Origin of the sequence: Leptolyngbya iicbica LK (assembly GCF_004212215.1) — a bacterium.
GTDB lineage: Bacteria > Cyanobacteriota > Cyanobacteriia > Phormidesmidales > Phormidesmidaceae > Halomicronema > Halomicronema iicbica.
Map to the genome: position 1 here is coordinate 1,108,295 of NZ_QVFV01000002.1, position 13,222 is coordinate 1,121,516.

9 protein-coding genes and 2 tRNA genes are annotated in these 13,222 nt (G+C 52.8%); 7 read left to right on the plus strand and 4 right to left on the minus strand.

The features are described 5' to 3' along the window. Nucleotides 1-259: 259 nt before the first annotated feature. Both DYY88_RS11945 and DYY88_RS11950 read left to right on the plus strand, forming a co-directional pair. Entirely contained in the window at nt 260-1,570 is a 1,311-nt protein-coding gene (locus DYY88_RS11945; protein WP_039727789.1) for a hypothetical protein, read from the plus strand. A gap of 159 nt (nt 1,571-1,729) precedes the next feature. Then, a tRNA-Leu gene (locus tag DYY88_RS11950) sits at nt 1,730-1,812 on the plus strand. 567 nt (nt 1,813-2,379) lie between these two features. Here DYY88_RS11950 and DYY88_RS24885 read toward each other — a convergent pair. Next, the gene (locus DYY88_RS24885; RefSeq protein ID WP_302849239.1) at nt 2,380-2,508 is read right to left on the minus strand and encodes a hypothetical protein; all 129 of its coding nucleotides are present in this window, start codon (nt 2,506-2,508) and stop codon (nt 2,380-2,382) included. A 185-nt stretch (nt 2,509-2,693) separates the two neighbouring features. Here DYY88_RS24885 and DYY88_RS11955 point away from each other — a divergent pair, with 185 nt between their 5' ends. Next, nucleotides 2,694-3,869, plus strand: coding sequence for a tetratricopeptide repeat protein (locus tag DYY88_RS11955; protein ID WP_039727787.1), 1,176 nt, complete (start codon nt 2,694-2,696; stop codon nt 3,867-3,869). Between the two features lie 300 nt (nt 3,870-4,169). Further along, nucleotides 4,170-4,251 (plus strand) — tRNA-Leu (locus DYY88_RS11960). Between the two features lie 79 nt (nt 4,252-4,330). Here DYY88_RS11960 and DYY88_RS11965 read toward each other — a convergent pair. Both DYY88_RS11965 and DYY88_RS11970 read right to left on the minus strand, forming a co-directional pair. Next, nucleotides 4,331-6,628, minus strand: a complete 2,298-nt coding sequence (locus DYY88_RS11965; RefSeq protein WP_052288496.1) for a tetratricopeptide repeat protein — start codon at nt 6,626-6,628, stop codon at nt 4,331-4,333. Nucleotides 6,629-6,871: 243 nt separating this feature from the next. After that, nucleotides 6,872-7,609: a hypothetical protein gene (locus DYY88_RS11970; RefSeq protein WP_052288495.1), complete on the minus strand. Its 738-nt coding sequence runs from the start codon at nt 7,607-7,609 to the stop codon at nt 6,872-6,874. Between the two features lie 378 nt (nt 7,610-7,987). Between DYY88_RS11970 and DYY88_RS24890 the strand changes: the two genes are divergently transcribed. After that, complete coding sequence (locus DYY88_RS24890; protein ID WP_302849240.1) at nt 7,988-8,113, plus strand: hypothetical protein; 126 nt, start codon at nt 7,988-7,990, stop codon at nt 8,111-8,113. A gap of 75 nt (nt 8,114-8,188) precedes the next feature. On the opposite strand, the gene DYY88_RS11975 is transcribed toward DYY88_RS24890, so the two are convergent. Further along, complete coding sequence (locus tag DYY88_RS11975) at nt 8,189-10,051, minus strand: ABC transporter ATP-binding protein (protein ID WP_084607246.1); 1,863 nt, start codon at nt 10,049-10,051, stop codon at nt 8,189-8,191. 352 nt (nt 10,052-10,403) lie between these two features. Here DYY88_RS11975 and DYY88_RS11980 point away from each other — a divergent pair, with 352 nt between their 5' ends. Both DYY88_RS11980 and DYY88_RS11985 read left to right on the plus strand, forming a co-directional pair. After that, on the plus strand, nt 10,404-11,939 hold the full coding sequence (locus DYY88_RS11980; RefSeq protein ID WP_039727781.1) for an AAA family ATPase: 1,536 nt from the start codon (nt 10,404-10,406) through the stop codon (nt 11,937-11,939). A gap of 382 nt (nt 11,940-12,321) precedes the next feature. After that, the gene (locus tag DYY88_RS11985; RefSeq protein WP_130199411.1) at nt 12,322-13,143 is read left to right on the plus strand and encodes a histidine phosphatase family protein; all 822 of its coding nucleotides are present in this window, start codon (nt 12,322-12,324) and stop codon (nt 13,141-13,143) included. Nucleotides 13,144-13,222 lie beyond the last annotated feature (79 nt).

The following is a 13,222-nucleotide window of genomic DNA, read 5'->3' on the forward strand; positions in this document are numbered from 1 at the left end:
CAACTGTTCACTTTTCGGCTGACATTGCTATAACTAAATGCGAGTTTTGGTCTGCGATCGCCGCCCACGGCGTCACATGGCCTAACACTTGCCGTATCGATTAGCCGCGTGCCGAGAGGGCCGTATCCTGAGACTCGTCCCTAGCCGAGCCATCTCGCCGATAACACGCGCTCCGGTCTGCTTTGAATGCGATCGCGATGCGGCTGTCTGACTATTTCAGTTCAGACCTGTAGTTCTTGTCCCTCTGTGAGGCGAGCCCATGACCCCCTCTACTGCGCCCCAGCGGCCCAATTTTGCGGCCCCCAGTGCCCACACATCCTTAGTAGAAGGATTGCAGCCCGCGCTGAGGAGCACCCTGTCGAGCCTAAATATCAACTTAGACTACGAGTTGGCCCGTTATCGCTATGCGAAACGCGGCGAAGCGTATCCCGGGGGCTCGCCCACCCAGTTTCGGCTCCGCCGCCAGCCTTCCCCCAATTTGATCAACGTGCCCACCTCGACTCCCGGTGCCCGAGCTGGCGTCATGCCACCCCCACCCCCACCGAACCCTCGGCTGCAACAAATTGAGTCGCCCCCCGGTATGACGACGGCATCAGCCTCAGAAGTAGCCGCCCTGAGAAGCGCTATCGTGCCTCAACCTCACGCAGCGCAAGACACCTATATGCCTTCTTCCGCAGCGTTGTTAGAAAATCTTGAGCAGGCCGCGCCTTACCCCGGTCAGTCCCCCACCAGGCAGGCAACCCGCCGTCGTCCCAAATCATGGCTGACGCCCTTAGGCCTCGGCGCTTTATTACTGTTGCTAGTCTCTAGTGCGGGTCTGGGCTTTTTGCTCGTCAACCCCACCGCCGCCAGCAATTTGTTTCAGCAGACGCCGCTGGCACGATTTTTCCCCAGTGATGAGCTTGACTCTGAGGCGACGGCTGAGAATGAGGCCGATGTTGCCACGACTGATTTAGATGAGACCGCTGAGCCACCTCTGACGCCGCTAAGTCCTGACCTGTCCCAGCGTGAGTTTGCTGATTTGGGGCTCAACAATCTGAGTACCGTGCCCTCTGGTGAAACCGCTCTGTCAGACGAGCTGGCGACGGCCCCGACCACTGACGACCCCCAGGCGCTTTCAGAGACCCAGCGAGCCGCAGCGATGAGACGCGAGGCTGCGAATACGCCCGCCACGGTGAATCAAATTCCCACCACCACCACTCCGGCCCCACAGCCCGCAGCGCCGATTTACCAAGCCCCGGCACCAGCGGCGCCCGCACCAGCCCCCACCCCCCAACCAGCGGCCCCAGTGCAAACTCAAACCCAGCCGTCACCGCCTAGCTCAGCAACTTCATCGGTTAACAGCGGAGCCACGAGTGTGTCACCCCAAAGTGCCTATTACGTAGTCACTGACTATACGGGGGATCCATCTCTGGATGATGCGAGAACGGTGGTGCAAGATGCCTACGTACGCAACTTCGACGTCGGGGCACGTATTCAGCTCGGGGCGTTTAATACTTCTGAAGGGGCTAGCGCTTTGATCGAAGAACTACGCAACCAAGGGCTGGAAGCGGAAGTGTACGCCCCTTAAGGCAGCCGCGATAGCAGTTTGGTTTTCCATGCCGCCGCTGGCCCACCTCTATTCGTGTGGGCCAATTGCTCGTCTAGCCGATGCTCTGATGGGTTCTGAAAAAAGAAACGCCAAACAGGCTATTCAATCGTGAAACTGTCGGATAGTATAGATAAACCTGCGGATGTGGCGGAATTGGTAGACGCGCTAGATTTAGGTTCTAGTGTCCTCGTGACGTGAAGGTTCAAGTCCTTTCATCCGCATCCTGAATTGTGTCAGTTGCAATTGTTCTAACTGCTACGCAACTTTTCTTCTAAAAGTATGGAACTGATGTATCTCCTTGGAGGCAAGGATTTCTGAGTTCCTGGAAGTAGCTGAGAGTATTTGTTTAGAGTATCTTTTCCTTTATAGTGAGTAGGTTATCAATAAGGCAATCTCTAATACCTGAGATTTTTCGCTAAAACGACGGAATATTGTTCATCAGACAGTTGCCCGTCACACGGGCGTTGTTTAAGAGTGAATCCGATCTGGACAGGGTGGTATCAGTTCATAACCTAGGAACTGATAGGTAAATTCTTTGAAGATAATTTGCTGCCTTAGCCCATACGTCATCAATGGTGTGAACGCGAGATCGAATGGTTACGCTTTTCGCCAAATCAGAAGCTTCTTAAGACGTTACACATCTTGGGTTTCCTATCTGGGGGGCACTTTTCTCCAAATCTTTCTCTTCCATTAAAATCACTTTAATTAATAGAGCGAGGCAAAAAAGGTTAAGTTTTGCCTCGCACAAAGACATTGCCCCAATCTCGCAAAGACTCAAACAAATTGGTTCAGATCGCATCAACCGAGTCTACAATCAGATTCACTACTAAGGCGATCTCCACACTCCACAACCGCATAGAGTTGTCCAGCAACACCTCCATGGGCGGGTCGGTACTGCGCTGCTTAAAAGTATTCATCGAATAGAATCACTCTGATGTTTATCTTAATGCAACTCAATTTCAAGTATCTTTCTATTAAGCAATAGAGATCCTTGTTGCTATAAAGGGAATAGTCTGAATATCCATATCCGCAATCAAATTCAATCAAAAGATTATCACCATTTGAAAGGTAGCTGCTGATCCGCATCCGTTTTAGTGAAAATATGAACAGAAAGATTCGCAAATCACTTGAATACTTTCATAAGGCTAAAAAAAGCCGGAATCCAGATCAAGCTATCAACTTCCTTAATCAGTCGATCAATTGTGACGAAAATCATCTAGAAGCATACTTGCTAAGAGCTATAGAGTTAACTAAAAAAAAGAATTTCTTGGGTGCTGAACGTGACTTAGAAAAGGCTAATTTAATACAACCAAATTCAATTAGAGTCTCCTTTACTAGTATTTGGTATCTCTTTCTTCGCGATAAACATGAGCTAGTTATAGAGAAAGCTTCAGAGGTGATCGAGGAAGCTGAATCAGACGAGAAATTGATCGCACTTAATCAGATCGGGGTCAAAAAGATATTTCAGCATACTATTACCACAAAGTTAACAATAGACGAGTTTGCAACCTGTTATTTGCTTCGAGCAAAATCCTTGGCTAAATACAAAAAATATGAATTAGGCCTAGAGGACATCCAAAAATCTCTCTTGCTAATGGTCAGCAAAGATTTAAAGATAGAGATTTCTGTCTTTAAATCTAAAGTCTTGAAATTGATGCAAGCTGAAAAAGAACAGATAGCACTCAAGAGAAAACAACAACTTCAGTCAAAACTTGATTTCAGACTAAAGAATTCCTTTACTTCTATGCCAGAAGTTATTTTTTGGGTACTATACACTTTTCTGGTAACAAGTTCAGTCACCTGTTATGTAACCTCTGAAATCTTGACAGCTTATAAATTGTTTGGACTTAGTTTCCTGATTTTTCCGCCTACCATTATTGTTTTTAGCTGGATTATTTCTAGATTTTTTCCTACCATAAATTTGATTCACTTCGAAAAGTCAGCATACTTTTATTTCTTGATTCTATTCTTTTCAGTATCTACAGTTTTGACTGTATCTTCTATGTCTGACAGCTATTTTGTCGACAATTCAGCGCCAGAGCCAACTTTAGATCGGTATGTTTCTGTTGGCATGGATTCTGATAGGGCCGTTGACAAAATCAACATGTTTGCGAAGGACAATGGTGGCGAGGTTGACTGTCGACCAAAATCACCAATGTATTGTGAATATAAGGCGGATAATGGCAAAGTGACACTTGTGCATTTTGAGCACGAATTCACTTACTATGCAATGAATCCGAGGAAAACCAAAGTGACTCAAATAGAGTATAGATATTGATTTGCTTTGAAAGAAAGGATTTGAAGCCTCAAGGCTCTTGATCTGAGCAGCATGTTTACCTCATTTCCTAACATTATTTTTTTCATATGTCTTTGAAATCTGTAATTTGATCAGAGATTTTTTTGTGTAACTTGAAAAGAGAAGAGTGCGTAAAAGAGGCGTCAGAAGAAAAAGAAAGTAAGAAGTGATGGCAAATAGAACAGAGTTCTTTGCGGCTTACTAATTCTGCCCGAAACTGATCGCATTAGCAGAAATAGAGACTGCTGACGATACAATGAAACTCTCAAATGCTGGACATTTCGGATGTGGCGGAATTGGTAGACGCGCTAGATTTAGGTTCTAGTGTCCTCGTGAAGTGAAGGTTCAAGTCCTTTCATCCGCATTTGAATTTAAAGATGCAATGGTTTTAGGGTTCCCAGATTGGGCTAGTGAACCCAGTATCGGGCTGCCGAATAAACGCTCTAAGCAGAGTGGAGAGCAATGGGCTGCGTCAGCTCGACTCGCTTGAGAGAGGTAAGCGCTTGGGTCACCTGAGCCAACGCTTGATGGTCGCCCTGGGCATGCATGAGCGAGGCAGCCGCTTCTAAATCGTGAATGGCCCGGTTGAAGTCGCCCTGCCGTTGATAGGCTGCGCCACGATAGCAATAGGGTAAAGCCGCTCGGGGATTGCTTTGAATGGCCTGGGTAAAGTCGGCGATCGCCCCCAAGCTATCCCCCAGATTTTGCCGCGCATAGCCGCGATAAAAATAAGGAATCGCTACGTTCACCGGGGTTTGAATTGCGTGGGTAAAGTCCGCGATCGCTTCATCCAAATAGCCTCGCTGCATCTGTAACCAACCGCGATTGCAGCGGGCAGAGAAGAGGTGGGGGTCACGGCTCAGGGCATGGTCAAAGTCTTCTAACGCTCGCTGGTACTGCTTTCTCTCGGCCCAAATCAGGCCCCGATTGTTTAAGGCAACGGCATCCCCCGGCGTCAACCGCAGGACTTGGGCATAGTCATTCATGGCCCCTTCGGCATCACGCAGGTCGTAGCGAGTGACGGCGCGATTAAAGTAGGCGTCAGCATCTTCGGGCAGCACATCGGGCTTTTCAAAGCGTTGCAGCAGTTGGGTAATCACCGCCGGGTCGTGAGTTTTGACCCGCACGTCCAATTCTGGAAACACACTGCTCGTGGCGGGTAAGGACTGCAAGCCGACGATCGCATATTGCTGATCGCACACGATGAACTGCTCTTTAGTGCCCAGAATCTTGAAGGAGAAGCGATCGGGATATTTTTGCTTGAGCGGCAACAGCTGGTTGAGAGTCGATTTCAGCAGGCGGCGCTGGGCAGTCGTGAGTCGCCATTGCTGGGCGATGGACTTGAGCAAACGACCCTGGTGGCGATCGCCCGGATGACACCAGCCAATTTCTAACCGACAGCCCCCCGCCAGCAATTCTTCAAAACGCTCGACCAAATGCTGATCTAACGCCACCGTCTCCGACCAAGGCCACACCAACACCAAACGCTCAGTCACCTCATCCAAGGCCTGAAAGAGCGCCTGATCGACCACTGACCAACCCGGCTCTGAGGTTTGCCCCCTTAGAGCCATCAACCATTCGCAGCGCTGGTGATCGGGTTGGCCACTTTCTGGCAGACGGTGCAGGGCCCCAGGCAAACGACTATGGGGCAAGGCCGTCAATCCCCGCTGTTGCTCCATCAAATCTTGGGTTTGCTGTTCGAGCAGAGAGAGTTGCCACTGCAAACCGCTCAGGTAAGTAGCGGTCGTGCCACGAATTTCTGCAGTGATGTCAAAGGGAACGGAAATATCTTCCAAGCGGGTCTCGACTTGTTTGAGCCCCGATGACAGTGCGGTCAGTTCGATTTGGAACTGCTGCAGGTCAAAGGTAGAAGCGGCCTGGGCATGACCATTCAGCACAGTTGGATCAGTCGCTGAGCGCAGTTGATCGAGGGTCTGTCGCAGAGAGTCTTGGCTCTCCTGCACGATGGCGAGCTTTTCACTCAGGGCCATGAAATCGCGGCGGGGCACCAGGTCAGAGACGGCTTTGATCAGCTCCCGCACTTCACCTTTGAGCATGTTGGGGTCAGCCCCGTTGGGGACTTGGCGCAAACGGCGATCGAGGTGTCGCACGGCGTCTTGCAAAGTAGCCTGGGCGGTTTTACTTTCGCTGCCCACACTTTCCAGGCTGACGCGCAGCTGCATGATTTCAGTTTTCAACTGGGCGACATCAGCTTCGGTCGACTCCATGCGAGGCAGGTGTGACAAGCGCTCGACTTGCTTACTGAGGTTACTGACCGAGGTGCAAATTTCGGCATATTGGTCGCGCAGGGCGGCGGTCTCTTGATGCAGACCGCTCAAGTCGGGAGCAGCGAGCTGGTCAAGGCGCTGGTTGAACGATCGCTCGACCCGGTCAATGGACTCGATGCAGTGGGTGATGTTGCGATCGCTATAGGCGATGGCCGAGCGCTGCAACTGGGTGATCGCTTCCGGAGTCGGCAGGGCTGACACTTGGTCTGACAAGGCCGTGACTTCGGTCGTGAGCTTGGCTTCCAGATCGGTCAGGGAGCGATCGCCGCGCTGCATCATCTGATCAAGGCGACGTCGGTTGAGCAAGCCCATGGCCACCAACGCCGTCATCGGGACGGTTGCCACCGCCGCATTTTGCGTAGCTAGAGAGGCGACTGCGCCCACCCCCGACCCCAGCAAGACGGCGTAATCGGCGAGGGGAGACCAGCGACGAGAAACAGATTGATTATTCACAGGATGCACTCACAACTCGATGGTAGGCAGGGCTACGACCAACCGCTGTGGGGGCTAGCGCGATCGCATACTCATAGACGAATCAGGATGGGTTGCACGCCGCTGGAGACACCAGATTAAAGTCATCCAAGCAGCGGCAATGATCCTGTTTTCCCAACTTGAGATCACAAATCAGGAAAAAAGTCCCACGCCGAATTGTGAGCGTTTGATGAACCGCGTCGGCTCAGGCTCAGGCACCGACGACTAATTAGCCGGGGGATTATTCGCCGGGGGATTGATATACACAATCATTTCATCCACCACCAAATTGAGCTCGGGCAGACTTGGATTATCTGAGGCAATTAACTTGTCGCCCAGCAATGCCTGAAAGGCCCCCGCCTGCTGCTGAAAGAGGTCAGGATCGGCAGGCTGAACGCGCAAAATGAGCACGCCGTAATAGTCTGAGAGATTAGAGCCTTCGAGCACGAGGGTGCCGCCATAGTCCCAGCCAAAGCCATACAGCTCAAACGGCCCCAAAATTTCTTGCAGTTCCGCAAACGAGGTGCCGATGCTAATCCCCTCTGGCGTGGCCCAGTCGGTGCCAAAATCTTTAACGGTGGCGGGCTCGGCCTGACTATCATCCACCCAGATCACGGCAAAGGCACTGTCACTCCCTGCGGCAACCACAGTCCCCGATTCAGTAAAGCCTTCGCCCACAGCAACTTCGGTGTCCGTCAGGGCGGCTTCGCCAAATAGTTCGACCAGGCGATCGCGGCTAGTGTCGCTGGTGATCGGCCCCACGCGATCGCCCGGCACAATTAACGTGTCAGACAACTGGACATCGACCGCAGCGGTGGCATCTGTGTCCGTGCTGGCGACATCCGTCGACGTCGCCTCTTCGGTCGTGCTATCAGACGCGGTGGAGGAAGCGTTAGAGGTCGGCTCACAGGCACCCAAAAGCGCGCAAAGTCCAAGTCCGATAAGCCAATGCCAGCGAGCCATGATGGTGTCCTCTGGAAATTAGATGACGAGCAGCAACGCCCCGCGCGATAGGCAACTCAGTCGCCGGCTCAGGGCTGTTACCTTTGTACCCTATCGAAGTTAGGCTCAGCGGCAGGGGTGACAATCCCCAAGGCGTTGCAGTCAGCGAGGGGCGATCGCCAACCGCTATCTTAATCACGTTTGGCCCACAGCGCCTCAGTCTGCGGGGCTGTAACGTGTAATTGAGCCCACACAATCACCCTGGCCGAAAATGCTTAAATCAAAATAGAGTCTGGCGAGCAAGTTGGTGGGCTAGTGATGGGCGGATACCACTTCCGGAAAACCGTACCCTACCCCTGAAGCTTGACTCCAAGCACAATGAAATTAGGGAATTGACTTATGTCTAGCATCCAGAACTCCGGCTATACCTCAGCGCGGGCCCAACGCCGCAATCGCCACGCCAAACTTTATCGCCCCAGTCAACGGGGCACCCCTGCCCGTACCCGGGGGGCAGGTACTCGGTAAGGCGCTGAGGGCATCTCAATCTGCATGTCACTCAGTAAGGGCTTGGCAATGCCAAGCCCTTTTGCATGGGCTCTCTTAACCGACAGAAGAATAGAGCGGTTCATCACGATAGCTGCTGGCCTGGCGGGTAAACATGCTGTGATAGCGTCCCTGCTGGGCCATCAGCTCATCATGGGTACCGGCTTCGAGAATCTGCCCATGCTCTAACACAATGATGCGATCGCACAGCTTAGCCAGAGCCAAGCGATGGCTGACCACTACCGCCATGCGGCCCTGCGCGATGGACCGAAAGATGCGGTAGATTTCGTGCTCATTTTTGGGATCGAGGGCAGCGGTGGGCTCATCAAATACCAGCAGTTCCGCTTGATGGAGCCGCATCAGTGCCCGCGCGATTGCGACCCGCTGCCACTGTCCGCCAGAGAGATCGATGCCGTTTTCCAGTTGGCGACCGAGCGGCGTTTCGAGCCCATGCTTGAGCGTGTCGGTCAGGTAGGCGATGCCCGCTTCTTGCAATACCGTGTGAATGGCATCGTCATCTTGCAGATCCGCCATTTTGCCCCAACCCACATTTTCTCGCAGCGTCGCCGGAAAGCGCGCATAGTCTTGCATCACCACGGCAATGCGCGATCGCAAGGCGGTTAAATCCAGCGTCTTCAAATCTTGCCCATGCCAGAGGATTTGGCCAACAGTGGGATCGTACAGACGCACCAACAGCTTGGCCAGAGTGGTTTTGCCCGCGCCATTTTCCCCGACCAACGCTACCATCTCTCCCGGCTGAATGTGGAACGTCAGGTTCTCTAGCACAGCGGGTTGGTCAGTACCGGGATAGCGGAACCCCACCTGCTGAAACTGGATACCCTGGTGAGCGCGATCGCTTCCTGAGGGCAACACCCGCTGCGACCCCGAGACCAGCTGCGGCTCCAAATCCAATAATTGAAAGATGGGCGCCGTCGCCAGGGACACATCGTACAAATCGCCCGTATGGGCAATCAAAATAAAGAGACTGCGACGCAGCTGCAAAATGATACCGGTATACAGCGCCAAATCACCCACGGTAAACGTGCGATTGAGCACTCCCAGCACAACAAAAATGTAAGGGGCCGCAACGCCGAGCCCGCCCAACAACGACCAGGCCATAACCGTCAGGGTTCCTTCGCGGCGCACCTGCTCCATATTGCTAAACAGAGTTTCAAAGAGTCCCTGCCAGCGATCAAGCAGCACATCTTGCAGGGAAAATAGCCGAATTTCTTTGGCGAAGTCAGGACTGGTAATGGCTTTGCTGTAGATGCCCATTTTGCGGCTGACGCTCGACTGAGTTTCCTCCACCCGCCAGCTTTTGCGATGGTGGCGCATTTCCACAAAAATAGACGGAGTCGCCGAGACCACCAAGACCAAGGGCACCCACCAGCCGATGGAAGCGGAAACCAACACTGAGGGAATGAACGTGAACACGCCCACAAAGGTCGCCGCCACAATAAAGGAGAGCCGCTGCACCCGCGCCAATCCCTTTTCAGTAAGTTCCAACAGATTCAGCAACTCCGGCATCTCGAACAGGGCGATGTCGTCAAAGTACGAAACCTTATCCAGCACCTTGCCCCGCACAAAGCCCTCGACCCGATCGCGCAACGACGCAAAGAGATTCGTCCCGATCGCATCCACCGAGTCCACAATCAGGTTCACCCCCAGGGCGATCGCCACACTCCACAACAGCAGGGAGTTGCCCAACAGCACCTCCATCGGCGGGTCGGTACTGCCCTGCTTTAAGTAGGCAGTGACTTCGTCAATGACAATTTTGCTCAGCAGCAATGAAATGGACGGTCCAATGCCCGTAATCAGATTGATGTAAGCCAGCCGCCGCAGTTCTCGGGGGGCGGCCTGGGCCACCAAGCGGAGGCTGCGGCGCAGCGCTTGCCAGGGGGTGAGTTCTTGAGGAAGCATGCGAGTTAATCGGTAGATAGCCTGCATCCCGCGATCGCCACACTTATCAAGAAAGCTGGGCCATAGCCAACCGCATGAAACTTAAGCAGAATGGTATGGCTCACGGGGTAAATTCATCATGGCCGCTGCCAGCAAGCGATCGCCACATCAAAAAACTCAGGTATTCTCAGGAGTTTGAAGTGCCAGCTGCCAGGACTGCCACAATGACAACGACAGCGCCCCCCAGTCAAGACACTGTTGATGCCTCTAAACCAACGCGCCCCTTACCTTGATTCGCAAGATTTGACGGCGGCATGATGGCCGCTCCTGGCATTGGGGCATTCTGAAGGCGAGAATTCCCCCAGTAATCGCCATGACTTTTGCCAGCAGCGTTCGGCTATTTCAAACGTTGGTGATGTCGTTTCATTCCGCCATTGTGATTGAAACGGTCGAAGAAGAACGGGTACGGACGTTAATCAACAAGGCGATCAATGAGTTGCAAATGGCCGTCTTTGAATGGAGCGTGTCGCAAGGACTGACGCGATCGCAGGGCAACAGTCAACATCGCTGGACGAACGAATACGCCCCACCGGGCACCCAAAAACCCCAGGCTCTGGACCAAACTTTTGAACCCGTTGACGCCCTCAAACACATTGCCGAATTGCCGTTTCAGGCTATTTATTGGCTCAAAGATTTGGGGCCACATTTGAAAGATGACGACGTCGTGCGACGGCAGCTGCGGGAAGTGATTCAGCAATTTGCCCAAAATCGCTCGACCTTGGTAATCACCGGCCACAGCATCACCCTGCCGCCGGATATCGCTCAGGACGTGGTTTATTTTGACCTCAAGCTGCCTGAACCGGACGAGCTCTATCGGGCCATTTCTGAAGTGGTGCGATCGCTCAAAGGTCGCATCAGCGTCGAAATCCAACCCGATGGCATCGACGAACTCGTGCAAGCCATGCGCGGCATGACGCTACAGCAGGCCCGCAAAGTCATCGCCTTTGCCGCACTAGACGACGGCAAACTCACCGCCGATGACGTGAAACGGGTGTTGCAGCGCAAGGTGCAAGTACTGCACGAAGACGGCCTCTTAGACTACGTACCACCCGAAATGAATCCGGCTCAACTCGGCGGCTTTAACGGTCTCAAACAGTGGCTCCAACGGGCGCGGGTCGGATTTGGGGCGCAGGCCAAAGCTTTTAATTTGCCGACGCCTCGGGGCATTCTCATCGTGGGCATTCAGGGCTGTGGCAAGTCCTTGGCGGCCAAGACGATCGCCCGCGAGTGGCAGATGCCACTGCTGAAGCTGGATGCGGGACGGCTGTACGACAAGTTCATTGGCGAATCCGAAAAGAACTTTCGCCGCGCCGTCACCCTGGCAGAAACCATGTCCCCGGCGATTTTGTGGATTGACGAAATCGAAAAAAGTATGGGCCAGTCGGACAGTGATGCCGATGGCGGCCTGAGTCGGCGCTTATTTGGCTACTTTCTCACCTGGCTGCAAGAAAAGTCAGGCGACGTGTTTGTGGTAGCGACCGCCAACGACCTCTCCCGCATTCCCCCTGAGCTGTTGCGCAAGGGGCGCTTTGACGAGATTTTCTTTGTCGATCTGCCAGATGAGGCCGAGCGCGCCGCGATTTTGCAAATTCATCTAGTGCGGCGCAAGCAAGATCCGCAACGTTTTGAACTGGCGGCCCTGGTGCAGGCGACGGATGGCTTTAGCGGCGCGGAGATTGAGCAGGTAATCATTACGTCGCTATATCGCGCCATCTATGAGCAACGCCCGGTCGATACAGAACTCATCATCAACGAAGTGAAATCCACGGTGCCCCTTTCCATCAGCCGCCGCGAAGATCTGCATGCACTGAGGATCATGGCCCAAGAGCGCTTTGTCAGCGTGAAGTAATCGCCGCGATCGCAGCTTACGCCAAAGCAATAGGACTGCCACAGCGCAAATATGTCCCTCTGATGGGCCAAGAGACACGTTAAAACCGACACTAGATGCAAATCAAACGCAGCTGCCAGCTGAAATCAATGCAAAAGACTTCCTTCAAGCGCGATCACTAATGAAAATTAAAATCAATTATGCTGTCCTTGATTCCTGCAACTCCGCTGCCTGACCAGCCTCACAAAACCTCTCCAGAAAAAAGAAATCAGCCAAAAACCTGGGCAAACGTAGACTTAACTCTGGAGTTATCTTAGAGGCTCTTGTTTTATTATTGACAGTCATTCTTGGCATGAAGTAATCTCATTCTCAATTGATTTATTGACAAGAGCTCTCAACTAAAATGGCGAAACGTTTGAAGTCTGTAGAACTGTTCTTAGCTACTAGCGTCCTAGCGATGGGTGCTCAGGGGGCGATCGCGGCTAACGCCCTCGACCCCGAAGCCTCTGAAGACGCACCAACTGCCATCGAATTACTGGCCAATGGTGCGGGTGGCGAAGGCGGTGAAGGCGGTGAAGGTGGCGAAGGCGGTGAAGGTGGCGAAGGCGGTGAAGGTGGCGAAGGCGGTGAAGGTGGCGAAGGCGGTGAAGGCGGGTACTCAGCGGAGTTTGAAGACCAACTTTCAGTCACTGAACTAGCTGATGAGCTGCGAGGTGGGGGTTATGTAATTTACTTCCGTCATGCTCAGACAGAAAAAGACTACGCTGACCAAGCGGATCCCAATATTGATCTAAACGACTGTTCGACGCAGCGGACGTTGAGTGAGTATGGCTGGCGTCAATCCAGGGTAATTGGCGAGTCCTTTGACGAATTAGGGATTCCCGTGGGTGAGGTGTTCTCTAGTCAATATTGTCGAGCTTGGCAGACCGCCTTTCTTGCCTTTGGCGACTATGAAAAAACTCCTGCGCTCAATTTCTTTCCGGCTGAAGAGTATACCGATGAAGAGTTTGCCTTCATGCGGAACAACGTCATGCCTTATCTGACAGCGATGCCCACGCCGGGAACCAACACCGTTCTCGTTGGCCATGATGACGTATTTGAAGCGGCTACGGGTATCTATCCTGAGCCCCAAGGCATTGCCTACATCGTGAAGCCTGATGGCAACGGAGGCTTTGACCTTGTGGCTAATATGACCCCTGAAGATTGGGCGCTGATTCCTGATTAAGGAGAGCCCCAATGCGATCGCTCACCACCGACTTCGACTGCCTCAAGTCACATCCGTGAGCGATCGCTTTTTTCTTCTC